This is a genomic window from Pseudomonas sp. Nvir, assembly GCF_963778085.1.
GTDB classification, from domain to species: domain Bacteria; phylum Pseudomonadota; class Gammaproteobacteria; order Pseudomonadales; family Pseudomonadaceae; genus Aquipseudomonas; species Aquipseudomonas juntendi.
The window spans coordinates 2,038,835-2,062,749 of sequence record NZ_OY970405.1; the positions used below are offsets into that span (position 1 = coordinate 2,038,835).

21 protein-coding genes are annotated in these 23,915 nt (G+C 63.9%); 12 read left to right on the forward strand and 9 right to left on the reverse strand.

Annotated features, from left to right (window positions below; all coding sequences use genetic code 11):
• Positions 1-51 precede the first annotated feature (51 nt).
• Positions 52-219, reverse strand: coding sequence for a DUF6026 family protein (locus tag AACG97_RS09660; protein WP_009683150.1), 168 nt, complete (start codon positions 217-219; stop codon positions 52-54).
• A 201-nt stretch (positions 220-420) separates the two neighbouring features.
• Between AACG97_RS09660 and gnd the strand changes: the two genes are divergently transcribed.
• The 5 genes from gnd (at position 421) to AACG97_RS09685 (ending at position 5,900) form a co-directional block, all read left to right on the forward strand.
• On the forward strand, positions 421-1,404 hold the full coding sequence (gene gnd / locus AACG97_RS09665; RefSeq protein WP_197886015.1) for a phosphogluconate dehydrogenase (NAD(+)-dependent, decarboxylating): 984 nt from the start codon (positions 421-423) through the stop codon (positions 1,402-1,404).
• Positions 1,401-2,906, forward strand: coding sequence for a glucose-6-phosphate dehydrogenase (zwf, locus tag AACG97_RS09670; protein WP_009683147.1), 1,506 nt, complete (start codon positions 1,401-1,403; stop codon positions 2,904-2,906). Before gnd ends, zwf begins: the two co-directional genes overlap by 4 nt.
• A 140-nt stretch (positions 2,907-3,046) precedes the next feature.
• Positions 3,047-4,843 carry a glycoside hydrolase family 15 protein gene (locus AACG97_RS09675; protein ID WP_029887474.1) on the forward strand — a complete coding sequence of 599 codons (1,797 nt, stop codon included), beginning with the start codon at positions 3,047-3,049 and terminating at the stop codon, positions 4,841-4,843.
• Between the two features lie 80 nt (positions 4,844-4,923).
• The gene (locus AACG97_RS09680; RefSeq protein WP_009683145.1) at positions 4,924-5,280 is read left to right on the forward strand and encodes a VOC family protein; all 357 of its coding nucleotides are present in this window, start codon (positions 4,924-4,926) and stop codon (positions 5,278-5,280) included.
• Positions 5,280-5,900, forward strand: coding sequence for a TetR/AcrR family transcriptional regulator (locus tag AACG97_RS09685; RefSeq protein ID WP_009683144.1), 621 nt, complete (start codon positions 5,280-5,282; stop codon positions 5,898-5,900). The genes AACG97_RS09680 and AACG97_RS09685 overlap by 1 nt, the downstream gene beginning before the upstream one ends.
• 76 nt (positions 5,901-5,976) lie before the next feature.
• Here the strand turns inward: AACG97_RS09685 and preA are convergent, their stop codons facing one another.
• The 3 genes from preA to hydA all read right to left on the reverse strand — a co-directional run bounded on the left by preA (position 5,977) and on the right by hydA (position 10,220).
• On the reverse strand, positions 5,977-7,251 hold the full coding sequence (gene preA / locus AACG97_RS09690; RefSeq protein ID WP_197886016.1) for an NAD-dependent dihydropyrimidine dehydrogenase subunit PreA: 1,275 nt from the start codon (positions 7,249-7,251) through the stop codon (positions 5,977-5,979).
• On the reverse strand, positions 7,251-8,618 hold the full coding sequence (locus tag AACG97_RS09695; RefSeq protein WP_009683142.1) for an NAD(P)-dependent oxidoreductase: 1,368 nt from the start codon (positions 8,616-8,618) through the stop codon (positions 7,251-7,253). Before AACG97_RS09695 ends, preA begins: the two co-directional genes overlap by 1 nt.
• 162 nt (positions 8,619-8,780) lie before the next feature.
• The gene (gene hydA / locus AACG97_RS09700; protein WP_225785716.1) at positions 8,781-10,220 is read right to left on the reverse strand and encodes a dihydropyrimidinase; all 1,440 of its coding nucleotides are present in this window, start codon (positions 10,218-10,220) and stop codon (positions 8,781-8,783) included.
• Positions 10,221-10,558: 338 nt separating this feature from the next.
• On the opposite strand from hydA, the gene AACG97_RS09705 reads away from it, so the two are divergent.
• Complete coding sequence (locus AACG97_RS09705; RefSeq protein ID WP_009683140.1) at positions 10,559-12,049, forward strand: NCS1 family nucleobase:cation symporter-1; 1,491 nt, start codon at positions 10,559-10,561, stop codon at positions 12,047-12,049.
• A 97-nt stretch (positions 12,050-12,146) separates the two neighbouring features.
• Here AACG97_RS09705 and AACG97_RS09710 read toward each other — a convergent pair.
• A protein-coding gene (locus AACG97_RS09710; protein WP_125855774.1) for an IS3 family transposase occupies positions 12,147-13,366 on the reverse strand; the annotation gives its coding sequence in 2 pieces (ribosomal slippage) (positions 12,147-13,018 and positions 13,018-13,366; 1,221 coding nt in all).
• Between the two features lie 85 nt (positions 13,367-13,451).
• On the opposite strand from AACG97_RS09710, the gene AACG97_RS09715 reads away from it, so the two are divergent.
• Entirely contained in the window at positions 13,452-14,735 is a 1,284-nt protein-coding gene (locus AACG97_RS09715) for a Zn-dependent hydrolase (RefSeq protein WP_009683139.1), read from the forward strand.
• Between the two features lie 221 nt (positions 14,736-14,956).
• Here AACG97_RS09715 and AACG97_RS09720 read toward each other — a convergent pair whose 3' ends face one another.
• Entirely contained in the window at positions 14,957-15,916 is a 960-nt protein-coding gene (locus AACG97_RS09720) for a ribonuclease Z (RefSeq protein WP_197886449.1), read from the reverse strand.
• A 119-nt stretch (positions 15,917-16,035) separates the two neighbouring features.
• Positions 16,036-16,581, reverse strand: coding sequence for a lipocalin family protein (locus tag AACG97_RS09725; protein ID WP_009683136.1), 546 nt, complete (start codon positions 16,579-16,581; stop codon positions 16,036-16,038).
• A gap of 141 nt (positions 16,582-16,722) precedes the next feature.
• Between AACG97_RS09725 and AACG97_RS09730 the strand changes: the two genes are divergently transcribed.
• Entirely contained in the window at positions 16,723-17,535 is an 813-nt protein-coding gene (locus AACG97_RS09730) for a crotonase/enoyl-CoA hydratase family protein (protein WP_047149924.1), read from the forward strand.
• Between the two features lie 35 nt (positions 17,536-17,570).
• Complete coding sequence (gene nudC / locus AACG97_RS09735) at positions 17,571-18,401, forward strand: NAD(+) diphosphatase (RefSeq protein ID WP_144187987.1); 831 nt, start codon at positions 17,571-17,573, stop codon at positions 18,399-18,401.
• On the opposite strand, the gene AACG97_RS09740 is transcribed toward nudC, so the two are convergent.
• Entirely contained in the window at positions 18,369-19,148 is a 780-nt protein-coding gene (locus tag AACG97_RS09740; RefSeq protein WP_009683133.1) for a TSUP family transporter, read from the reverse strand. The genes nudC and AACG97_RS09740 overlap by 33 nt on opposite strands.
• A 105-nt stretch (positions 19,149-19,253) precedes the next feature.
• Positions 19,254-20,543: an NAD(P)/FAD-dependent oxidoreductase gene (locus tag AACG97_RS09745; RefSeq protein WP_225785715.1), complete on the reverse strand. Its 1,290-nt coding sequence runs from the start codon at positions 20,541-20,543 to the stop codon at positions 19,254-19,256.
• 157 nt (positions 20,544-20,700) lie between these two features.
• Here AACG97_RS09745 and AACG97_RS09750 point away from each other — a divergent pair, with 157 nt between their 5' ends.
• From AACG97_RS09750 to AACG97_RS09760, 3 genes are all read left to right on the forward strand, one after another.
• Positions 20,701-21,588 (forward strand): LysR substrate-binding domain-containing protein, encoded by an 888-nt coding sequence (locus AACG97_RS09750; protein WP_197886447.1) that lies wholly within the window; start codon positions 20,701-20,703, stop codon positions 21,586-21,588.
• A gap of 93 nt (positions 21,589-21,681) precedes the next feature.
• Entirely contained in the window at positions 21,682-22,791 is a 1,110-nt protein-coding gene (aguA, locus tag AACG97_RS09755; protein WP_047149923.1) for an agmatine deiminase, read from the forward strand.
• Positions 22,791-23,888, forward strand: coding sequence for an extracellular solute-binding protein (locus AACG97_RS09760; RefSeq protein WP_197886446.1), 1,098 nt, complete (start codon positions 22,791-22,793; stop codon positions 23,886-23,888). The genes aguA and AACG97_RS09760 overlap by 1 nt, the downstream gene beginning before the upstream one ends.
• Positions 23,889-23,915: the final 27 nt, after the last annotated feature.

Genomic DNA, 23,915 nt, shown 5'->3' on the forward strand with positions numbered 1-23,915 from the left:
GGGCAGGGCTGCAGCGTGGGAGCGCAGGACTCCCACCGAGGGCGGGGGGAATCAGAGGTCGATGGCTTTAGCGGCGATGCGTGCCTGGTCCAGCAACACGTTCAGCTCGGCGACCTGTTGGCGCAGTTGGTCACGTTCGTCTTTGAGTTTACGCAGCTCATCACGGCGCACGGAGACATAGAGGGTCTGGGTTGGGGTTGCAGGCATCAAGGTACCCATGAGCACACCTCGCGGTTTTGGCTGGTGACAATTCAAAGCGTAGACGCTTCTGGCGGCCGCATTTTGAATTCTTTCACAAGCCTTGGGAACTTTTTTGTTTATCGTGGTCTTGCCGTTCGTCGCTGAACCCTCGGGCGGCATGCTGGACTAACCTGAACAGCTGGACTGTTGTCATCTATTTCGAAAGGGGAGCATCGGCTCATGCAACTGGGAATCGTCGGGCTGGGCCGCATGGGCGGCAATATCGCAAGGCGCCTGATGCGCGCTGGCCACCGCACCGTGGTGCACGACCGCAACCGCGAGGCGGTTACCGGCCTTGAAGGCGAGGGCGCCCAGGGCGCACACGACCTTGGCGCGCTGGTGCAAAAACTGAAAGCGCCACGCGCGGTATGGGTGATGCTGCCGGCTGGCGAGCCGACCGAGCAGACCATCGCGCAACTGGCCGAGCTGCTGGAGCCGGGCGATGCCATCATCGACGGCGGCAACACCTTCTACAAGGACGACATGCGCCGCGCCGCCGAGCTGGCCAGGCGTGGCCTGCATTACCTGGACGTAGGTACCTCTGGCGGGGTATGGGGCCTGGACCGCGGCTACTGCATGATGATCGGTGGCGAGAAGGACGTGTTCGAGCGCCTGGAACCGCTGTTCAAGGCGTTGGCACCGGGTGTAGGCGACATTCCGCGCACCCATGGCCGCAGCGGCGAACACCAGCGCGCCGAGCATGGTTATATCCACGCTGGCCGACCGGGCGCTGGCCACTACGTGAAAATGGTGCACAACGGCATCGAATACGGCCTGATGCAGGCCTATGCCGAAGGCTTCGACCTGCTGCGCAGCAAAGGCGGCAACGAACTGCCGGAAGACCAGCGCTTCGACCTCGATGTGGCCGAAATCGCCGAGGTATGGCGCCGGGGCAGTGTGGTCACCTCGTGGCTGCTCGACCTCACCGCCGATGCGCTGGTGGCCGACCCGCAGCTGTCGCAGTTCAGCGGCTCGGTATCCGACAGTGGCGAGGGCCGCTGGACCATCGATGCCGCCGTGGAGCAGGCAGTGCCGGTACCGGTCCTGTCCAGCGCATTGTTTGCCCGTTTCCGCTCGCGTCAGCAGCAGGGCACCTACGGTGACAAAGTGCTCTCGGCCATGCGCCTGGGCTTCGGTGGCCATGTCGAGAAAAAAGACGAATGACTAAAAAAAGCACTCCGGCCGCACCCCCCTGCACGCTGTTTCTGTTCGGCGCCAATGGCGACCTGGTCAAGCGCTTGCTCATGCCTGCGCTGTACAACCTCAGCCGCGACGGTTTGCTCGACCGCAACCTGCGCATCGTTGGCGTTGACCACAACCCTGCCACGGCCGAGGAATTTGCCGCACGCCTGCATGCGTTCATGGCCGAGCGTGACAAGGGCGGCGAAGGCGCCGCCCAGTGCCTGGACGAAAAACTCTGGGCGCGGCTGGCCAAGCGCCTGGACTACCAGACGGGCGATTTCCTCGACCCGGCCACCTACCAGGCCCTGGGCAAGCGCATCGACAAGACCAGCCACGGCAACGCCATCTTTTACCTGGCCACCTCGCCGCGTTTCTTCCCTGAAGTGGCCCAGCGCCTTGGGGAGGCCGGCTTGCTCGACGAGTCTGCCGGCGGCTTTCGGCGGGTCGTGGTGGAGAAGCCGTTCGGCACCGACCTGGCCAGTGCCGAGGCGTTGAACGCCTGCCTGCTGAAGGTGATGGGCGAGCGGCAGATCTACCGTATTGACCACTACTTGGGCAAAGAAACGGTGCAGAACATTCTGGTCAGCCGGTTCTCCAATGGGTTGTTCGAGTCGTTCTGGAACAACCACTACATCGACCATGTGCAGATCACCGCCGCGGAAACCGTCGGTGTCGAGACGCGGGGTGGCTTCTACGACGCCACCGGCGCCTTGCGCGACATGGTGCCCAACCACCTGTTCCAGCTGCTGGCCATGGTTGCCATGGAACCGCCGGCAGCGTTCGGCGCCGACGCCGTGCGCGGCGAAAAGGCCAAGGTGATCGGCGCCATCCGCCCGTGGTCGGCGAAGATGGCGCTGAAGCATTCCGTGCGGGGCCAGTACAGCGCCGGCAAGCAGGGGCGCAAGCACCTGCCCGGCTACCGCGAGGAGGCCAATGTCGCGCCCGACAGCCAGACCGAAACCTACGTGGCGCTGAAGGTGATGATCGACAACTGGCGCTGGGCGGGGGTGCCGTTCTACTTGCGTACCGGAAAGCGCATGAGCGTGCGTGACACCGAGATTGCCATCTGTTTCAAGCCGGCACCGTACGCGCAGTTCCGCGAGTCGGAGCTGGAGCGCCCCAAACCCAACTACCTGAAAATCCAGATTCAGCCCAACGAAGGCATGTGGTTCGACCTGCAGGCCAAGCGCCCCGGGCCGGAGTTGGTAATGGAGAACGTCGAGCTGGGCTTTGCCTACAAGGACTTCTTCAAGATGACCCCGGCGACCGGCTACGAGACCTTGATCTATGACTGCCTGACCGGTGACCAGACCTTGTTCCAGCGGGCCGACAACATCGAGAACGGCTGGCGTGCCGTGCAGCCGTTCCTCGATGCCTGGGCCCAGGGGGGCGAGGTGCACGAGTACCCGGCGGGTGAAGATGGCCCCGAGGCGGGCAATGACCTGCTGAGCCGGGACAAGCGGGAATGGCACCGATTGGGGTAACAGGTTTTTCGGCGTGTGCCGGCCGCGTCGCGAGTGAACCCCCTCTGACAGGTGCTGCACAACCCCTTGGGCGGTGCGGCCCTGTGGGGCGGGTTGACAAGCGAAAGGGCCAGCACAGGCAACCACTTTAAGGAAACGCGATGCCCGCCCACATAGAAGATTACGCCCTGTTGGGCAATTGCCGCAGCGCCGCCCTGGTCAGCCGGGATGGCTCGCTCGACTGGCTATGCCTGCCACGCTTCGACGCCCCGGCGGTGTTCGCCGCCTTGCTGGGCAACGAAGAAAACGGCCGCTGGCGCCTGGCCCCTTGCGACCCGGTCGAGCACTGCAGCCGGCAGTACCTGAACGATACCCTGGTGCTGGAAACCACGTGGGTCACCGCCACTGGCCGGGCCCGCGTACTCGATTTCATGCCGCTGGGTGACGTCAACGCCGTGGTGCGCATCGTCGAAGGCCTCTCGGGCGAAACCAATTTCGAAATGGACCTGGTCATGCGCTTCGATTACGGGCGCAGCGTGCCATGGGTCGAACGCCTGGACCCGCTCACCCTAAGCGCGGTGGCCGGCCCCGACCGCCTGATCCTGTGCAGCACCGTACCGCCCCATGCCCGCGACCACCACACCGGCGCGCGCTTTCGCGTGGCGGCCGGCCAGCGCCAGGTGTTCAGCCTGCGCCACCAGCCCTCGCACCTGCCGGTGCAGCCCGGCTGCGATGCCGACGCGGCCCTGGCCCATACCTGCGAGCACTGGCAGGCGTTCGCCGACCGCTGCCCTCAGGTAGGCCCCTACAGCGCACTGGTCCGTCGCTCGTTGCTCACCCTGAAAGCCATGACATATGCGCCTACTGGCGGCATCGTTGCGGCCGTCACCACGTCGTTGCCGGAACAACTCGGCGGCGAGCGCAACTGGGATTACCGTTTCTGCTGGCTGCGCGACGCCACCATGACCTTGCTGGCATTCATGAACCTGGGCTATTTCGACGAGGCCCAGGCCTGGCGCGAATGGCTGCTGCGCTCGGTGGCAGGCAACCCCGAACAGATGCAGATCATGTACGGCCTGGGTGGCGAGCGCGACCTGCAGGAATACACCTTGCCCTGGTTGCCGGGGTACGAGCACTCGCAACCGGTGCGGGTGGGCAATGCCGCGTCGGCCCAGGCGCAGCTGGATATCTATGGCGAACTGGCCGATGCCATGAGCCAGGCAATCAAGGGCGGCTTGCCGCGCCATCCGCGTAGCGCCGCCATCTCTCGGCTGATCCTGCCTTATGTGGAGCGTATCTGGCGCGAGCCGGACGAGGGTATCTGGGAGGTGCGCGGCGGCCGCCAGCAGTTCGTGCACTCCAAGGTGATGGCCTGGGTGGCGTTCGACCGCGCTGCCGGCTTGGCAGACACCACCGAAGAAGGCCGTGAGCATGGCCAGCATTACCGCCAGGTGGCCGACCAGATCCGCCGTGAAGTGTGTGAGCAAGGGCTCGACAGCAGCGGCAGTTTCTTCGTTCAGGCCTATGGTTCGCACGAGATGGACGCCAGCCTGCTGCAGATCGCCCTGACCGGCTTCCTGCCTGCCGATGACCCGCGCTTTCTGCGCACGCTGGAACAGATCGAGCAACGCTTGCTGAAAAACGGGTTGCTGATGCGCTACGACAGTGACAGTGCCGGGGATGGCCTGGCCCCGGGCGAAGGTACGTTCCTGGTGTGCTCGTTCTGGCTGGCCGACGTCTACATCCTGCTGGGCCGGATAGCGCAAGCGCAGGCGTTGTACGAGCGTTTGACCGGCCTGTGCAACGACGTGGGCCTGCTGGCCGAGCAATACGACCCGGCCTGCCAGCGCATGCTTGGCAACTACCCGCAGGCGTTCAGCCATATCGGCATCATCAACACCGCCCTGAACCTCCAGCAGGCCCGCTGTCCGGCCCGCGACCGGGCCAGTTGCGGTTGAGCCGGCTGCACCGAATTTGTGCACGCTCCGGCAAGCGAGCGGGGTAGACTAGGTCAAATCTCATTCGGCAAGGAGCGTCCATGGGTATCCGCGGTTCGGATCGGCAGATCGACAACATCGAGTTCAATGTCAGCGATATCGCACGCAGCAAGGCGTTCTATGGGCATGTTTTCGGCTGGCGCTTCACCGACTACGGGCCAACCTACAGCGAATTCAGCGACGGCCGCCTGACGGGCGGCTTTACCACGGGGGAGCCGGTGCGCCCGGGGGGGCCGCTGATCATCCTTTACGCCGATGACCTGCAAGCCACGCAGCAGCGCGTGACCGCGGCGGGGGGCAGTATCAGCCGCGCGACCTTTGCCTTCCCCGGTGGGCGGCGTTTCCATTTCATTGACCTGGACGGTCATGAACTGGCGGTGTGGACGGCTCAAGCCTGATGGCCAATCACAAGATCGAAATTCGCCGGCGCAACGTTGGCAAGATCCTGCACGCGGCGGAAAAGGTGTTCGCCGAAAAAGGCTACGGCGCGACCTCCATGGGCGATATCGCCGAGCAGGCCGAACTGCCGCGTTCCAACCTGCATTACTACTTCAGCACCAAGGACGATCTGTTCCGTGCGGTGCTGCAGGACCTGCTGGATGTGTGGAAGCAGGACGCGCTGTGTTTCGAGAATTTCGACGACCCAAGGGTGGTGCTGACCAGCTACATCCGCGCGAAAATGGGGCATTCGCGGTCACGGCCGCTAGGCTCGAAGATCTGGGCCGAGGAAATGCTGCATGGGGCACCGGTGCTGGGGGGCAACCTGGATGACAGCCTGGTGCCGTGGGCAAAGCTGAAGGAGGCTAAGATCCGCCGCTGGGTGGAGGAGGGGCGCATTCTGCCGGTCGAGCCCTCGGCGCTGCTGTACATGATCTGGGCCTCGACCCAGCATTACGCCGACTTCGGTTACCAGGTGCAGTTGCTCAACGGCGGCGATGAACTGTCGGACCTGGCGTTCGAAAGTGCGGTGCAAACGGTGACCAGTGTGATCCTGCGGGGGATTGGCCTGGAGCCGTGACCGGCCATGCCTGCCGCGCACGGTCTTTTTGCTGCCCACAAAAAGGCCGTGCCAGTGCGGCGGGCGCCGGCCTACATCAGCTCGCTTCGCGGTAGGGGTTGCGCGGGTCCTGGGTCCAGTTCAGGTAAGGCTTGCCAGTGTCCTGCGCCTGCATGTCGATGCAGTTCTCCACCGGGCAGGTGATCTGGCACAGGTTGCAGCCCACACATTCTTCCTCGATCACGCTGTAGGCATGCGTACCGTCTGCCTTCAGCGTACTGGCGATGGCCTGGTGCGAGGTGTCCTCGCAGGCGATGTGGCAGCGACCGCAACCGATGCACGCCTGCTGGTCGATATGCGCCACCGACTTGTAGTTGATGTCCAGGTACTTCCAGTCGGTGGTATGCCCTACCGCCTGGCCACGGAACGCCTCGATGTTGGCGTGGCCGTGCTGGTCCATCCAGCGGGCCAGGCCGTCTTTCATGTCTTCGACGATGCGAAAGCCATGCAGCATGGCCGCCGTGCACACCTGCACCGCGCCGCTGCCCAGCGCCATGAATTCGGCCGCGTCGCGCCAGTTGCCGATGCCGCCGATGCCGCAAATCGGCAGGCCATGGGTGGCCGGGTCACGGGCAATCTCCGCCACCATGTTCAGCGCGATCGGCTTCACCGCCGAGCCGCAGTAACCGCCATGGGTGCTCTGGTCACCGACGATGGGGTGGGCGACCATGCGGTCAAGGTCGACGCTGGTGATCGAGTTGATGGTGTTGATCAGCGACACTGCATCGGCCCCGCCGCGATGCGCAGCCCGTGCCGATTGGCGGATGTCGGTGATGTTCGGCGTCAGCTTGACGATCACCGGCAGCGAGCAGTGCTGCTTGCACCAGCGGGTGACCATTTCCACGTACTCCGGCACCTGGCCGACCGCCGCGCCCATGCCGCGCTCCGGCATGCCGTGCGGGCAGCCGAAGTTCAGCTCGATGCCATCGGCGCCGGTGGCTTCCACCAGCGGCAGGATGAACTTCCACGACGCTTCCTCGCACGGCACCATCAGCGACACGATCAACGCGCGGTCGGGCCAGTCCTTCTTCACCTGGGTGATTTCGCGCAGGTTGATTTCCAGTGAACGGTCGGTGATCAGTTCGATGTTGTTCATGCCCTGCACCTGGCGGTTGGCGCCGTAATGGGCCGAGTAGCGCGACGAGACGTTGACCGCGGCCGGGTCTTCGCCAAGGGTCTTCCACACCACGCCACCCCAGCCGGCTTCAAAGGCGCGGACCACGTTGTAGGCTTTGTCGGTGGGCGGCGCGGACGCCAGCCAGAACGGGTTGAGGGCCTTGATCCCGGCGAACACGATAGACAAGTCGGCCATTACGCTGCCTCCACGTTGAGCATGAGTTGGGCATGGATGGCTTCGGCGGCCACTTTGCCGTGTTGTACGGCCTGAACGGTGAGGTCCTGGCCCAGCGCGGTGCAGTCGCCACCGGCGTATACCCCTGGCAGGCTGGTCTGCATGTTCACGTCAACGCGAATGCGCTCACCGTCGCGGGCCAGTTGCGCGGCCACAGGGTCGGCGAGGCTGCTGTCGTCGAAACGCTGGCCGATGGCCTTGAAGATGGCGTCGGCGGCCAGTTCGAAGGTTTCGCCGGTGTCGCGCAGGCGGCCGTCGGCCAATTCGGTACGGGCAAAGCGCATGCCGCGTACGTTGCCGGTGTCATCCAGCAGCACGCTGTCGGGGCGGGCCCAGGTGTGCAAGCGCACCTGGTTGGCCTTGGCGATGTCCTGCTCGTGCCCGGTGGCCCCCATGTCGGCGTGGCCCCGGCGGTACACCAGGTTGACGTCGCGGGCACCCAGGCGGCTCATTTGCACTGCCATGTCGATGGCGGTGTTGCCAGCACCGATCACCAGGCAGCGCTCGGCCAGCGGCAGTTGGCTGAGGTCGTCTGCCTGGCGCAACTCGCGGATGTAAGCGGTGGCGGCGAGCAGGCCGGGGGCCTCTTCATCGGCCAGCCCCAGCTGGCGCACGGCATTCAGGCCCAGGCCAAGGAACACCGCATCGTATTGCTCGCGCAGTTCGCCCAGGCTGAGGTTGCCCCCCAGGCGCTGGCCATGGCGCAGCTCGATACCGCCGATACCCAGCAGGAATGCCACTTCCCGCTGGGCATAATCGTCAACCAGCTTGTAGCGGGCGATGCCGTATTCATTGAGGCCACCTGGCTTGTCACAGGCTTCGAACACCACCACGTCATGGCCATGCATGGCCAGCCGGTGTGCGCAGGCCAGCCCCGCAGGGCCAGCGCCGACCACCGCAATGCGCTTGCCCGTGGCCGGTGAACGCTGGAACGGGTGGTCGCTGAACTGGGCATTGTCCAGGGCGTAGCGCTGCAACTGGCCGATCAGTACCGGGGCGCATTCCTGCGCGTTGTTGCGCACACACGCTTGCTGGCACAGGATTTCGGTCGGGCAGACGCGGGCACAGCTGCCGCCGAGAATGTTGGCCGACAGAATCCGTTCGGCAGCGCCTTGCAGGTTCTCGTCGCTGATGCGGTGGATGAATGACGGGATGTCGATTTCGCTGGGGCACGCGTTGACGCAGGGCGCGTCGTAGCAATACAGGCAGCGGGCGCTTTCCACGGCGGCCTGGCGTGCGGTGAGGGGTGGGGCCAGGTCGCTGAAGCACTCGGCCAATTGGTCGGCGCCGGCCCGGGGGCGCGGCAAATGGTTCAGGGCGTCGATCACGGTTGTAGCCTCTCTATTTTTTTGGTTCAGGCGACAGCTGTTGTGGTGGGATCGGGGGCCGCTGGCGGCCCATCGCGACGCAAGGCCGCTCCTACAAGGGACCGCGCATTCCTGTAGGAGCGGCCTTGTGTCGCGATGGGCTGCGCAGCAGCCCCAATGGCTTCAGCGCTGAACGGGCGTCGGCCGCTGCTGGTCGGCCCGACGCTCCAGCACCTCATACACCGACGGATACGCCGGCCGCTCCACATAGCGCCCCGCGCCCGCCACGGCGCGCAGGTCACCATCAGCCCAGACCACTTTGCCCTGGCTGATGGTATGGCTGGGGACGCCACGTACAGTGCGGCCTTCGAAGATGTTGAAGTCCACCCGTTGGTGGTGGGTCTGCGCCGAGATGGTGCGCGTGCCTTGCGGGTCCCATAGCACCAGATCGGCATCGGCCCCCACGCGGATGGCGCCCTTGCGTGGGAACAGGTTGAAGATCTTCGCCGTGTTGGTAGAGGTCAGTGCCACGAACTCGTGCATCGACAGGCGCCCGCTGTTGACCCCGGCATCCCACAGCACCGCCATGCGGTCTTCGATGCCGGCGGTGCCATTGGGGATGCGGCTGAAGTCATCCCGGCCCATGGCTTTCTGTTCGGCGCAGAAGCAGCAGTGGTCGGTGGCGGTGGTGTGCAGGTTGCCCGCCTGCAGGCCGCGCCACAGCGCCTCCTGGTGCTCGCGCGGGCGGAACGGCGGGCTCATGACGTAGCCGGCGGCTGTGGCCCAGTCCGGGTCACGGTAGACGCTGTCGTCCAGCAGCAAGTGGCCAGGCAGCACTTCGCCGTAAACCGGTTGGCCCTTGGCCCGTGCATAGGCGATTTCATCCAGCGCCTCGCGGCTGGAAATGTGCACCAGGTACAGCGGTGTACCGAGGGTTTCGGCAATGCGGATGGCGCGGCTGGCCGCCTCGCCTTCAACCTGCGAAGGGCGCGACAGGGGGTGCGCTTCCGGGCCGGTCAGGCCCTGTGCCAGCAGCTTTCTCTGCAGGTGGAACACCAGCTCGCCATTTTCGGCATGCACGGTGGGCACTGCACCCAGCTGCAGGCAGCGCTCGAAGCTGGCCACCAAGGTGTCGTCGGCCGCCATGATGGCGTTCTTGTAGGCCATGAAGTGCTTGAAGCTGTTCACCCCATGCTTGGCCACCAGTTCGCCCATCTCTTCGGCCACCTGCTCGCTCCACCAGGTGACGGCGACGTGGAAGCCATAGTCGCTGGCACTTTTCTGGGCCCAGCCGCGCCAGGTGTGAAACGCCTCCAGCAGTGACTGCTGCGGGTTGGGAATGACGAAGTCGATGATCGATGTGGTGCCGCCCGCCAGGCCGGCCGCGGTACCGCTGAAGAAGTCTTCACTGGCCACGGTGCCCATGAACGGCAATTGCATATGGGTGTGCGGGTCGATGCCGCCCGGCATCAGGTATTGCCCGCTGCCGTCGAGGATCTCGCAATCGGTCGGCGCTTCCAGGCCAGGCCCGACTGCACGGATCAGGCCATCGGCACACAGCACATCGGCGGGGTAACTCTCTTCGTGGGTAACAACGGTGGCGCCACGGATCAACAGGGACATGCCGTTTTCCTCGCAGGCTGACCGGTCTTGGCCGGTTCTTGGAATTTTCGGAAGCAGGGCGGGCAGGGGTTAATCCTGTCATACCTGACAAGATTCGAGGCTAGATGCTGATCCTGAATTCAGCAAGAAAATTTCCTATTTATTTTGTGGTTTTTAAATCATTGATTTAAATGAATTAAATATTTAGAGCCCGCTGAATTCGGGGCCTCCAGGGTTTTTGACTAACTTGACAAGATAGAAAATTGGTCGAGATTTCTAAGGCACTCATACGCGTGTGTACTCCGGCCATCGAATTAGCCCGATGAGCAGACAACTCGAAAAAGTCTGGAGAAAGGCCCATGCAACAGAGCAGATCGCAAGTGGTCGAGCAGGATGGCCTGTTCGAGCTGGCCGAGGGCAGTGATGTTCTCGACAGCCCGCGCTACAACCACGACATCGCCCCGACCAAGGTGCACCAGCGCACCTGGAACAAATGGCACATCACGGCCCTGTGGGTAGGCATGTCCATCTGCGTGCCAACCTACACCCTCGGCGGCGTGCTCACAGCCTACTTTGGCCTGAGCGTTGGCGAGGCGTTGCTGGCGATCCTGCTGGCCAACATCATCGTGCTGATCCCGCTGACCCTCAACGCGTTCCCCGGCACCAAGTACGGTATCCCGTTTCCGGTGCTGCTGCGCTCGTCGTTCGGCATTCTGGGCTCCAACGTGCCGTGCCTGATTCGCGCCGTGGTGGCCTGCGGCTGGTTCGGGATCCAGACCCTGTTCGGCGGGCTGGCCATCCACCTGTTCCTGGGGTCGGTGTTCGACGGCTGGAAGGCCCTGGGCGGTGTCGGCGAGGTGATCGGGTTCATGATCTTCTGGTGCCTGAACCTGTGGGTGGTACTGCGGGGCGCCGAGTCGATCAAGTGGCTGGAGACGCTCTCGGCGCCGCTGCTGGTGGCCGTTGGGCTGGGCCTGCTGGTGTGGGCCTTGCCACACATGTCGATGACCGAACTGCTGGCGCAACCGCCCAAACGCCCTGAAGGCGCCAGCGTGGTCAGCTACTTCTGCGCTGGGCTCACGGCCATGGTCGGCTTCTGGGCCACGCTGTCGCTGAACATTCCCGATTTCAGCCGCTATGCCCGCAGCCAGAAGGACCAGATCCTCGGGCAAATCTTTGGCCTGCCGCTGACCATGTTCCTGTTCGCGGCCTTGGGCGTGGTGCTGACTGCGGCCTCGGCGTCGCTGGTGGGCGAAACGGTGTCCGACCCGGTCAGCCTGATCGGCAAGATCCACAGCCCGTTCTGGGTCGCCCTGGCCATGGCGCTGATCGTGATCGCCACCCTGTCGACCAACACTGCGGCGAACATCGTGTCGCCGACCAACGACTTCCAGAACATCGCCCCGCGCCTGATCGGGCGCAGCCGTGCGGTGTGGCTGACCGGCTTCATCGGCCTGGCGCTGATGGGCCACGAGTTGCTGAAGAAACTGGGCTGGATCGTGTCCGACCTGAGCCTGGAAAGCGTGTACTCCAATTGGTTGCTGGGCTACTCCAGCCTGCTCGGGCCGATAGCCGGGATCATGGTGGTGGATTACTTCCTGATCCGCCGGCAAAAGCTGGACCTCGCCGGGCTGTACCGCGACGACGTGTACCCGGCGTGGAACTGGGCTGGCTTCGCCGCCTTCGTGCTGCCCGTGGGGTTGACGGTGCTGGCGATCGGCAACAGCAGTTTCAGCTGGTTCTACGACTATGGCTGGTTCACCGGCTCGCTGCTGGGGGCGGCGTTGTACTACGTGTTCGCCGGCTTGGCGGCGCGCAGCCCGGCGCGGCTGGTCAAGCCCTTGCCCTGAGACCGTGTCTGCTTCTTCGCGGGCATGCCCGCGAAGAGGCCCGAACAGTGTCTAGTCCTGAAATAGGTTTACACCTGTTCAGGTTGGCCGATAGGCCTCAAAACGCCCGATGCACCGCATCGGGCGTTTTGTTTTTCAGAGCCATATGAGGCCGCTCTGCGTTGTAGATCTGCACCGCCTCATCGACCATCTGCCTTGCTTGCTCCAGGTCTTCAGGACTGCTCAACAGCAGCTCCGTCTTGAGGATTCCGTTGATTCGCTCGGCCAGTGCGTTCTGATAGCAGTCATATCCATCTGTCATCGAGCACTGAACCCCATGCCGCTGATGAAGTGACTGGTATAGCTCCGAGCAATATTGGATGCCTCGATCCGAATGGTGGACTAATGGCTGGCGACGACGTCGCTTTCGTAGTGCTTGCTTGAAGGCTTGCGCTACTGACTCGGCATGCAGGCTTTCATGGACGTGGTGGCCAACAATTTTCCTGGAGTACGCGTCCGTTACCAGGCTCAGGTACAGCGGGCCGTTGCGTGCGGGCAGGTAAGTAATGTCGGCAACCCAGACGTGCTCCGGTCTTATCGGAACGACTTGGCTTGGGCCGGGCTTGAGTAAGTTGGGGTGGCGATAGAAGCGATGAAAGCTCTGTGTTGTCTTGTGATAGGCCCGCTTAGGCAGCACTAGCAAACGGCGCTCTCCCAAGACCTGGAACAGCCTGTCTCGGCCGATTTGGAATCGTTTGTCAGGTTGGCAACGCAGCAGATAGTGCAGTTTGCGGGTGCCCAGACGAGGCTGGCGCATCCGGACTTGCTGAACAAACTCAACCACCCGATCTGCCTGGTGCTCTTTGCCATCAGCAGCTCGGTTGCGTTTGTAGTAAGCCTGTCGACTGATGCTTAGAAACTGACAAGCCCTGGCAATGCTCAGTCCTGCGACTTGACCTTGCGAGAGGACTTGCCGGATCGCTTTTTTACGACCGAGACACCATAGTCATTTTTCAGAACATCAACGACCGTTTCAAAGAACTGAGCCTTCTGGCTCATCAGCTCAAGCTGCTGCTCAAGCTCTTTGATCCGCTGCTCTGGAGTCAGCGTTTTGGGGTCAGACATCGCGCAGCTCCTCTCGTCGCGGATCGAAGCCCCCTGGCTCCAATCCTGCCGACCGTGCTTACGCAACCATACCAGAACCGTCGACCGACCCTGGATGCCATACCGCACCTGGGCCTGTTTGTAGGTCAGTTCGCCTTTTTCGATCTGATCAACCACCGCCAATTTAAAAGACAGTGAGTAATCACGCTGTGTGCGCTTTACACCTTGCTCCATCTGACTCTCCGGAAATTCGGGATGGAAGGTGTAAACCTTATTCAGGACGGGACACAGACAACAAAAAAGCCTGAAGGAGAAACCCGTGACCCCTTTCCAAGACATCCTCAAGACCACCGCCCACCACATCGACAGTGCCCGCCTCTGGCAATCGCTGATGGACCTGGCCCGCCTCGGCGCCACGCCCAAGGGGGGTGTCTGCCGCCTGGCCCTGACCGACCTCGACCGCCAGGCCCGCGACTTGTTCGTGCAGTGGTGCGAGGCGGCTGGTTGCACGGTCAGCGTCGATGCCGTGGGCAATATCTTCGCCCGTCGCCCTGGGCGTAACCCCAAGCTGCCACCGGTGATGACCGGCAGCCATATCGATACCCAGCCCACTGGCGGCAAGTTCGACGGCTGTTTCGGCGTGATGGCCGGGCTGGAAGTGCTCCGGACCCTCAACGACCTGGGCGTGGAAACCGAAGCACCGCTGGAGGTGGTGGTGTGGACCAACGAAGAAGGTTCGCGCTTTGCCCCCTGCATGATGGGGTCGGGTGTGTTCGCCGGCAAGTTCACCCTGGAAGAAACCCTGGCCAAGCGCGATGCCCAGGGCACCAGTGTGGGCGAGGCGTTGAACGCCATTGGCTACGCCGGCCCACGTGCGGTGCTCGGGCACCCGGTGGGGGCATATTTCGAAGCGCATATCGAGCAAGGGCCGATACTCGAGGACCAGGCCAAGACCATTGGGGTGGTCCTCGGTGCCCTTGGCCAGAAGTGGTTCGACCTGACCCTGCGCGGCGTCGAAGCCCATGCCGGCCCCACCCCCATGCACCTGCGCAAGGATGCCCTGGTGGGTGCCGCAGCGGTGGTCGAAGCGGTCAACCGCACAGCCCTCGGCCACCAGCCGCATGCCTGCGGCACGGTGGGTTGCTTGCAGGCCTACCCGGGCTCACGCAACGTAATCCCTGGCGAAGTGCGCATGACCCTGGACTTCCGCCACCTTGAGGGCGAACAACTGAATGCGATGATCGCCGAGGTACGAGGGGTCATCGAGGCGACCTGCGCCAAGCATGGCCTGAGCCACGAACTGGTGCCCACCGCGGACTTCCCGGCATTGTACTTTGACAAGGGCTGTGTCGATGCCGTGCGCGATTCGGCCAAGGCCCTGGGGTTGCCGCACATGGACATCGTCAGCGGGGCAGGGCATGACGCGATCTTCCTTGCCGAGCTGGGGCCGGCGGGGATGATTTTCGTACCGTGCGAGAACGGCATCAGCCACAACGAAATCGAAAACGCCGCACCCGATGACCTGGCGGCGGGTTGCGCGGTGTTGTTGCGGGCGATGCTGGCTGCTTCGCAGGCCATTGCCAGCGGCCGCCTGGCAGCCTGATCAGGCGTAAGGGCCACTCCTTCACTGGTCGTGTTTGGCCATAGATCGGCGGAGCCACACCGTCCGTTTGTAGGAGCGGGCTCACCCGCGAACACCGGCGTAGCCGGTGCCAGCCACCGCGCTGGATTCTTCGCGGGCGCGCCCGCTCCCACACAGGCCGCGTCGCGCTTACGAATTCAGTTCTCTGCGCGACAGCGCAGCCCGTAGTGCTGTGTTATCTCCTACAGGGCTGGTTCCAGGTAGCCGTCACGGCCGATGTGATAGCGCTGCAGGTCCTGCGCCAGCACCAGCCGGCCGCGGTAGTGGGCCAGTGCCTCATCACGCACGTCGTTGATGCTCGGGCTGCGCCTTGGGTCGCTCTGATAGCGGGCACTGAAGTGCGTCAGCACCAGGTTGCGCACGCCTGCCGCCTCGGCAAAGCGCGCCACTGCCGCCGCAGTGCTGTGGCCAAAGGTGACCCCGGTCCGCTCCACCACCGCCTGCGTGAAGGTTGCCTCATGCACCAGCACATCGGCGCCACGGGCGGCGTCGGCGAGCAATTGCGGGTTGTCATTGTCACCACACACGATAACTCGCCGGGGCGGGCGCGAGCCACGCAGGTATTCATTGCCATGCAACAGTTGCTCGCCGAATTGCACGGTACGCCCCTTGGCCAGCTCGCCCCACATCGGGCCACGCGGTATGCCCTCAGCCTCCAGGCGCAGGGTGTCCAGGCGGAGTTCGGGGTTGAGTTCGGTAAACACGAAACCTACGCTCGGCACCCGGTGCGACAAGCGCACCGCTGTCACCTGCAGGGTCTGGTTGCGCCAGCCCTGCCAATCTTCCACCGCCAGCAGGCGCAGCTCGAACGGCAGGAAGGTATCACTGGCGGCCAGGCCTTGGCGTAGCCAGCCATGCAGCGCGGCAGGCAAGACAATATCCAGCGGTTGGTTACGGCCACTCATGCCGGCACTGGCGAGCAGCCCGGGCAGGCCAAAACAATGGTCACCATGGACGTGGGTAATGAAGACCGCCTGCAGGTCGCGAACCGACAGCGGCGTGTGCAACAGTTGGTGCTGGGTGCCCTCGCCGCAGTCGACCAGGTACCAGTGGCTACCACTGGCTTCGACTACGGCGGTGGCGCTGACGTTGCGGGCTTTGGTCGGCACCCCGGCGGAGGTACCGAGAAACAGCAGGTCCATGTTGCGGCTCCTTGTGCCAGTCCAGTCGCGCAAAATCGCGCAATACGCAGGGCCTCGTTCCTTCGAGACGAACAACGCCGCACACCTTAGCCGGATTGCCGCGGGCCGTCGATTGCCCGCTAGTCAGCCTGCCGCCAGACCAGCTTGCTGGTGTCGTAGCCTTGTTCGCGGGCAATGCTCAGCAACTGTTCGCGCTGCTGGTCGGTGACCGCAGGGGTGCGCGACAGCAGCCACAGGTACTCACGGTTGGGGTGGCCGACCAGTGCCACGCGGTAATCCTTGTCGTGGTACAGCACCCAGTACTCACCCTTGGTCAGGCCAGGGGCCAGGCGGCTGAACCAGTTGTCGAAGCGTACCCACAATTTGTCAGTCCTGCCCGGCTGCTGAGCTTCAGCAATGCCTTTGGCTTCGTTCACCTCACCGTCCTTTTCCTTGCAGCGGTTGGTCACGTCGATACGGCCATCGGCGCGTAGCCCATAATGAGCCTCGGACTGTACGCAATTACGCTGGAAGAACATCGGCAGCCGCGCCAGTTCGTACCAGGTGCCCTGGTAGCGTTGCAGGTCCACCTGCTGGGTGCGCGGCGGTGCAGGGTGGTCGTTGCCGGCGCAGCCGAGCAAGGCAAGGGTCATGCAGGAAAGCAGCAGCGTGGTGCGTAGCGCCATGGTTGATCTCCTTGAAACGGATGAGTGCTTACCTGGGGTTCGATCCCGCGGCGGGGCAAAAGTTGTATGCGCAAACCATTGTCTGCTCCAGCTGGGTTACCATCCACGATGGTGAACCATCCAACCCTAGGAGTTCCGTTCGTGACTGAATACACCGCATTCAAGGTCGAGCTGACCGATAGCATCGCCCACGTTCAGATCAACCGCCCGGAGAAGGTCAACGCGATGAACGCGGCCTTCTGGGAAGAGATCGTCGATATCTTCCAGTGGATCGACGACACCGACGCCGTGCGTGCGGTGGTCATCAGCGGTGCCGGCAAGCACTTCTCGGCCGGTATCGACCTGATGATGCTGGCCTCGCTGGCCGGGGAGATGGGCAAGGACGTGGGCCGCAATGCGCGCTTCCTGCGCAAGACCATACAGCGCCTGCAAGCCTCGTTCACCGCCGTGGACAGCTGCCGCAAACCGGTGCTGGCCGCGGTGCAGGGCTATTGCATCGGTGGCGCCATCGACCTGATCTCGGCCTGTGACATGCGTTACTGCAGCAGTGACGCGCAATTCTCGATCAAGGAAATCGACATGGGCATGGCCGCTGATGTCGGCACGCTGCAACGTTTGCCACGTATCATCGGCGACGGCATGATGCGTGAGCTGGCGTTCACCGGGCGCAATGTCGCGGCGGACGAGGCGCTGCGCATCGGCCTGGTGAACCGGGTCTATGATGACCACGCCGCGCTGCTGGACGGGGTTTTTGCCATCGCCCGCCAGATTGCTGCAAAATCGCCGATCGCGGTGGCGGGCACCAAGGAAATGCTCAGCTACATGCGCGACCACCGCATCGACGATGGCCTGGACTACATCGCCACGTGGAACGCCGCGATGCTGCAGTCCGAAGACCTGCGCGTGGCTGTGGCCGCGCACATGAGCAAACAGAAACCGACGTTCGCCGACTGATCGGGCCGGCGCACGCGCAGTAAAGGAAACCCGAGATGTCAGCACGCTGGACTACCGCAGTACTCGACCCTCAGATCACCGGCGGGCTGGCCGTGGCGCGCAGCCCGGAAGGGTTTCTGCACGACGCCAACGGCGCGCTGTTCGCTCGTGACTGGCTCAAGCGCCAGGGCCTGGATGTGCTGTGCGAACACGGCATTGGCCACTTCGACGGCCAGCCTGTGTTCCTGCTGGAACTGCGCGCTGCCAGCGACGTGCCCGGTTGCAACTGGCGCGGCCTGCGCGCGTTCATGCTGGAGGGTGACTTCGACACCTACAAGGTTCTGGGTTATGCCGCGCAGATCGGCACCTGGGCTCGCGAGCACCGATTCTGCGGCAGCTGCGGGCAGGCGACGACACAAATCCGCTGGGAGCGTGCGATGTACTGCCAGCCTTGCGACCTGCGCAGCTACCCGCGTATTTCGCCGAGCATGATCGTGCTGGTGACCCGTGGCGACGAAATCCTGCTGGCACGCTCGCCGCGCTTCGTCACGGGGGTGTACAGCACCCTGGCAGGCTTTGCCGAGCCGGGCGAGTCGGCCGAGGACTGCCTGGTGCGCGAAGTGCGTGAAGAGGTGGCGGTAGAGGTGCAGAACATCCAGTACGTCGGCAGCCAGTGCTGGCCGTTCCCGCACTCGATGATGCTGGGCTTCCATGCCGAATACGCGGGTGGCGAGATCGTCATGCAGCCGGACGAGATCGAGGACGCCCAGTGGTTCAGCGTGCACGACTTGCCGCCGCTGCCGGCTGGGCGCTCTATTGCGCGCTACCTGATCGACCTCTATGTCGCTCGCCGCTTAGGCCTGCCCGAACCAGTGCTGCCACGCTAGGCGCACGGTCAACGCCAGCACCACGGTGATGAACACCGGGCGGATGAACTTGCTGCCGCCGCTGATCGCCGTGCGTGCGCCAAAGAAGGCACCGACCATCACTGACAAGCCCATGCACAGGCCGACGATGTAGTCGACCTGCCCGGAAATGATGAACACCGTCAGCGCCGCGATGTTGCTGACGAAGTTCATGCTGCGCGCCACGCCGCTGGCGCGAACCAGGTCGATGGGGTACAGCAGCAGGGTGCTGACCGTCCAGAACGCCCCGGTGCCCGGGCCGGCTACGCCGTCATAGAAACCCAGGGTAAAGCCCTGCGGCGCCTGCCATTTTTTTCTGATCGGGGCATCGGCGTCCAGCGGTGCCTTGGGCGTGCCGCCGAACAGCAGGTAGAGGCCACAGGCGAAGACGATGACCGGCAGCATTTTGTTCAGCCATTCGGCTGGCATGTAATGGGCCACGATCGCCCCGATCAACGCGCCCACCAGCGTGGCGAACAGCGCTGGGCGCCACTGCGCCGGGTGGAACAGCTTGCGTTTGTAGTAGGTGAAGCTGGCGGTGGCCGAGCCGAAGGTGGAACTGAGCTTGTTGGTACCCAGTACCAGGTGCGGCGGCATGCCGGCTGTGAGCAGCGCCGGGGTGGTGAGCAGGCCGCCGCCGCCGGCGATGGCATCGATGAAACCGGCGACGAAGGCGACCAGGGCCAGAATCAGCAGGGTGAGGGGTTCTACGGTAAGTTCGAAGGGCATGGGTTGTTGGCAGGTGCAGGAAAGAAGGCCGGAGCGGGAATGGCCACTCCGAGGCCCGGGATGGTAATCCTTGCAGGCCAAGGTTGTCAGCACCAGTTTTTCCCTTCAGACGCGGTCCCGCATCCGGTACCAGGCCTTGGCGGCGGCTTCCAGCGGTGCTGCCAGCAGGTTACCGCCGGGGAAGTGGCCATTGTCGATGCCTTGGTACAGCGTCAGCAGGTCGTCATCGCCCAGGATGGCGTCGCTGACTGCCCGTGCCGCTGCCAGGGTCGGCAGCACGCCGTGGCCGGAGAAACCCTGCAGCCAGTAGCGTTGGTCCGCGCGGCCGACGTCCGGGGTGCGCTGGATGCTGCAATCGATGTGGCCGCCCCAGGCATAATCGATGGCCACCCCGGCCAGTTGCGGGAACACCCGCTCCAGGTGTGGGCGGGTGGCGCTGGCGACATCCTTGGGAATACCGCCCAGGTAGGTGCAGCCGCCGCCGAACAGCAGCCGATGGTCCGGGGTCAGGCGGAAGTAGTCGGGGACGAACTGGTTGTCGATCACGCAGCTGTTGCGCGGCAGCAGCGAGCGGGCGAGGCCGGCGTCCAGCGGTGCCGTGGCTACCTGATAGGAACCAACCGGCAACAGGCGGCGCGCCAAGCCGTGGTCGAGGCGGTCGATATAGGCGTTGCAGGCCAGCACCAGCACGTCGCAGCGTACTTCGCCTTGCTCGGTGCGGGCGACGTAGCCGCTGCCGGCCTGCTGGTAGTCGAGCACCTGGCTCTGCTCGTAGATGCGCCCGCCAGCGGCCTCGATGGTGCTGGCCAGGCCCTGGGCCAGCTTCAGCGGGTTGAGGTGAGCACCTTTGGCGTCGTACAGCGCGGCTTGGTAGCGTGGGCTGTGGATCCATTGCGGCAGCTCGTCGCGACCGATCAGGCGCAGGGCGTCGTAGCCCCATTTGTGCTCGGCGTCGTGCAGGGCTTCTGCGAGTATCTTCACACGGCGCGGCAGCACGGCCGTCCAAAGGCTGCCCTGCCGGTAATCGATGTCGAAGCCATGGCGCTCGGGCAGTTCGCGCATTTCGTCGGCGGCCCAGCACATGCTGGTCCACAGCCGCCGGGTGCGTTCGACGCCCAGGGCCTTTTCCAGCGGCGCCATATCGCAGGACCAGCCCAGTAGCGCCTGGCCACCGTTGCGACCGGACGCGGCCCAGGCCACGCGGCTGGCTTCCAGCAGCGCCACGCGCTTGCCGGCCTGGGTCAGGCGCAGGGCGGTGTGCAGGCCGCTGAAACCGGCGCCGATGATCAGCACATCGGTGTCGCGGCGTCCTTGCAGGGTAGGGCGCAGAGGGATGCTGGCGGGGTAGGTCTGGGCGTAGTAGCTGGCGACGTGCTGAGCGGATTGCTTGAACATGCGTGGGCCTGATGAAATTAATTGTGATTATTTTCATGAAAATCTAGCATCGTATTTTCATGATGCCAACTTGTTCGTTTTTCCACCGTGGTTGGATATATGATCGGATGCCGCTTTGCGGCCCTTGCGCGACACAAGGCCCTATCAGGAAAAAACCATGCGCCGCCTGCCTTCATTGACTGCCTTGCGCACCTTCGAATGTGCTGCCCGCCACGGCCACTTCGGCCGCGCCGCCGCCGAATTGTGTGTCACCGACAGCGCTGTCAGTCACCAGATTCGCCAACTTGAGGAGCAACTCGGTGTTGCCCTGTTCGAGCGTGTCGGCCGTCAGGTACGCCCCAGTGCCGAAGCCGGGCGCCTGCTGCATCACCTGCAACAGGCCTTCGAACTGATCGGCAAGGCCTGCGACGAACTGCGTGACCCTGGCTCCCAGGCGGTGTTGCGGGTGGCGGTGACCGCTGAATTGGCACAGAAATGGCTGGTGACGCGCCTGGCTGACTTCAGCAGCCGTTACCCGCACATCACCCTGCACCTGCACGATCAGCCGATCGATGCCGGCGCTCCGGCACTGGATGTCGACCTGGCCATCACCTACGGTACCAGTGCCCTGGACGCCAGCACGCACTTCGTCCGGCCCTTGCCGCTGCTGCAGTTCTTCCCGGTGTGCAGCCCGGGGCTGTTCAACCAGGGCGGCCTCAAGCGCCCGCGCGATCTGGTGCGCCACTGCCTGCTGCATGATGACCAGGACGGCCGCACCTGGACCACCTGGTTGGCCACCCACGTGGAAGACGCCTTGCCCACCCGCCAGTTGTATTTCCCCCACGCCGCCCTGGCCCTGGAGGCTGCATTGCTGGGGCAGGGCATCGCGATGGGGGACAACCTGACCTGTCAGGCTGACTTGCAGAGCGGCCGGCTGGTACGCCCGTTCAGTGCCAGTGTGACGGCACAGGGTCAGTACGCGCTGGTGTGCGAGCGGCTGCGCCTGGAGCGGGCGCCGGTGGCCGAATTCATCGACTGGTTCATCGAACAGCTGGGTGACAGTTGAATTGAATTCAGCTATCGCTGAGTTTTCATCGTTGGATGCCCAGCGCGGGGCGGCGTAGCGTGCAGTCATCGCTCACCGACACGAGGTTGACCCATGGCACGTTCGCTCACCACCACCCCCAAAGCCGATGGTTTCCGCTTGCCTGGCGAATTCGAGCGCAAGGCGCGATGCTGGCTCGGTTGGCCCGAGCGCCCGGACGTATGGCGCAATGGTGCCAAGCCTGCGCAGAAAGTCTGGGTCGATATCGTCAGCGCAATCGCGTCCAGTGAGCCCGTCACGGTCTGCGCCTCTGCTGCCCAGTACGCCAACGCCCGGCGCATGCTGCCGCCGCAGGTGCGGGTGGTGGAAATGACCTGCAACGACACCTGGTTTCGCGACAGCGGTGCTTGCTTCGTGGTGAACGACAGCAGCGGTGAGGTGCGCGGCGTCGACTTCGAGTTCAACGCCTACGGTGGGCTCGACGGTGGCCTCTACTATCCGTGGGACAAGGACGACCAGATCGCCCAGAAAATGCTCGAAATCGAAGGCCTGGACCGTTACCGCGCCCCATTGATCGCCGAGCTTGGCGGTATTCAGAGTGACGGCCAGGGCAGCCTGTTGACCACCGAGCAGTGCCTGCTCAACCGTAATCGCAACGCGCACCTGGGCAAAGCCGAGGTCACCCGCCGCCTGGAGGATTACCTGGGCGCGGACCAGGTGATCTGGTTGCCCCGTGGCTGCAAGTTCGACGAGACCGATGGCCATGTCGACGACCTGGCGTGCTTCGTGCGCCCAGGCGAAGTGGTGCTGCAGTGGACCGATAACCGCGATGACCCGCAGTGGGAGATCTATCAGGAGGCCTACGACATCCTGCGCAGCACCCGCGATGCCCGCGGTCGAGAGCTGAAGGTACACAAGCTGCCCCAGCCCGACGTATTGCAGTGGACTGCCGAGGAGGCGGCAGGCTTGGACCAGGTCGAAGGGACTCACCTGCGCGAGGCCGGGACCCGCATCTGCGCGTCGTACATCAACTACTACGCCGGCAACTCGGCTATCGTCGTGCCGTTGTTCGGTGACCGCAACGACAGCGTCGCCCAGGCGACCCTTGCCGAACTGTTCCCCGAGCACCGCATCATCGGCATCGACAACTCCCGCGAAATCCTGCTCGGTGGCGGCAACGTCGCCTGTATCACCATGCCGCAATACGCCGGAGGCCGCCGCTGATGAAACTGACCACGCTGGCGGCTGCGGCCGCCCTTGGCTGCACGGCATCGGTGGCCCTGGCGGCCGACGCACAACAGCCCAGCGTCAATCTGTATATCTGGGGCGAATACCTCGCCCCGGATACCCTGCGCAATTTCGAGAAGGAAACCGGCATCCGGGTGGTCGCCGACCATTTCGACTCGCTGGAAACCGCTGAGACCAAGCTGCTGACCGGGGGTAGCGGGTACGATGTTGTGCTCAGTGCCGGCCAGCACCTGAGCCGCGCGATCGCCAGCGGCGCCTTGCAGCCGCTGGACAAAGCCAAGGTGCCGCACCTGGCGGGCATCGGCGAGGAGTTTCGCCAGCACATGGCTGTATTCGACTCAGGCAACCGCTACGCCGGGACCTATGCCTGGGGCACCACCGGCGTGGGTTACCAGCAGCAGGCCGTGACCATGCGCATGGCCGACGCACCGCTGGGCAGTTGGGCTATGCTGTTCGACCCGCAAGTGGTGGCGAAATTCGCCGACTGTGGGGTAAGCCTGCTCAACGACCCCAACGAAGTGTTCGCCGCAGTGATGCGCTACATGGGCCTGGACATCAACCAGCAGCGCCTTGAAGACCTGAAGGCAGCAGAAGCACAGTTGCGCAAGGTCCGCCCGTACATTCGTTACTTCGACAACGATCGCAACATCAACGACCTGGCCAATGGCGAAATCTGCGTGGCGATGTCGTGGAACGGCAATGTGGCTATCGCCCAAGGGCAGGCGCAGCAGGCGGGCAAGGCGTTCGTGCTGGATTACAGCATTCCGCAGGAAGGCACGTTGATCTGGCTGGATGCGCTGGTGGTGCCCAAGGATGCGCCGCACCCCGAGGCGGCCTGGAAGCTGATGGATTACCTGATGCGCCCGGAAGTGATCGCGCCGATTACCGATACCATTCACTACGCCAATGCGATCACTGCGGCTGATGGCCTGGTGGATGCAGATATTCGCAATGCCCCGGGGACCTACCCACCGGCTGAGGTGAGGGCGCGGTTGTATAGCAAGAATGACAATGGCAAGGCATTCAACCGCGAGCTCACCCGCGCGTTCAGCCGGTTGAAAAGCGGTACCTGATGGGTGATTTGCAGTCACCGTACTCGC

Coding starts and splice junctions, on each gene's coding strand:
- AACG97_RS09660 (WP_009683150.1), bottom strand. CDS start 219: ATGGGTACCTTGATGCCTGCAACCCCAACCCAGACCCTCTATGTCTCC.
- gnd (WP_197886015.1), top strand. CDS start 421: ATGCAACTGGGAATCGTCGGGCTGGGCCGCATGGGCGGCAATATCGCA.
- zwf (WP_009683147.1), top strand. CDS start 1,401: ATGACTAAAAAAAGCACTCCGGCCGCACCCCCCTGCACGCTGTTTCTG.
- AACG97_RS09675 (WP_029887474.1), top strand. CDS start 3,047: ATGCCCGCCCACATAGAAGATTACGCCCTGTTGGGCAATTGCCGCAGC.
- AACG97_RS09680 (WP_009683145.1), top strand. CDS start 4,924: ATGGGTATCCGCGGTTCGGATCGGCAGATCGACAACATCGAGTTCAAT.
- AACG97_RS09685 (WP_009683144.1), top strand. CDS start 5,280: ATGGCCAATCACAAGATCGAAATTCGCCGGCGCAACGTTGGCAAGATC.
- preA (WP_197886016.1), bottom strand. CDS start 7,251: ATGGCCGACTTGTCTATCGTGTTCGCCGGGATCAAGGCCCTCAACCCG.
- hydA (WP_225785716.1), bottom strand. CDS start 10,220: ATGTCCCTGTTGATCCGTGGCGCCACCGTTGTTACCCACGAAGAGAGT.
- AACG97_RS09705 (WP_009683140.1), top strand. CDS start 10,559: ATGCAACAGAGCAGATCGCAAGTGGTCGAGCAGGATGGCCTGTTCGAG.
- AACG97_RS09720 (WP_197886449.1), bottom strand. CDS start 15,916: ATGGACCTGCTGTTTCTCGGTACCTCCGCCGGGGTGCCGACCAAAGCC.
- AACG97_RS09725 (WP_009683136.1), bottom strand. CDS start 16,581: ATGGCGCTACGCACCACGCTGCTGCTTTCCTGCATGACCCTTGCCTTG.
- nudC (WP_144187987.1), top strand. CDS start 17,571: ATGTCAGCACGCTGGACTACCGCAGTACTCGACCCTCAGATCACCGGC.
- AACG97_RS09740 (WP_009683133.1), bottom strand. CDS start 19,148: ATGCCCTTCGAACTTACCGTAGAACCCCTCACCCTGCTGATTCTGGCC.
- AACG97_RS09745 (WP_225785715.1), bottom strand. CDS start 20,543: ATGTTCAAGCAATCCGCTCAGCACGTCGCCAGCTACTACGCCCAGACC.
- AACG97_RS09750 (WP_197886447.1), top strand. CDS start 20,701: ATGCGCCGCCTGCCTTCATTGACTGCCTTGCGCACCTTCGAATGTGCT.
- aguA (WP_047149923.1), top strand. CDS start 21,682: ATGGCACGTTCGCTCACCACCACCCCCAAAGCCGATGGTTTCCGCTTG.
- AACG97_RS09760 (WP_197886446.1), top strand. CDS start 22,791: ATGAAACTGACCACGCTGGCGGCTGCGGCCGCCCTTGGCTGCACGGCA.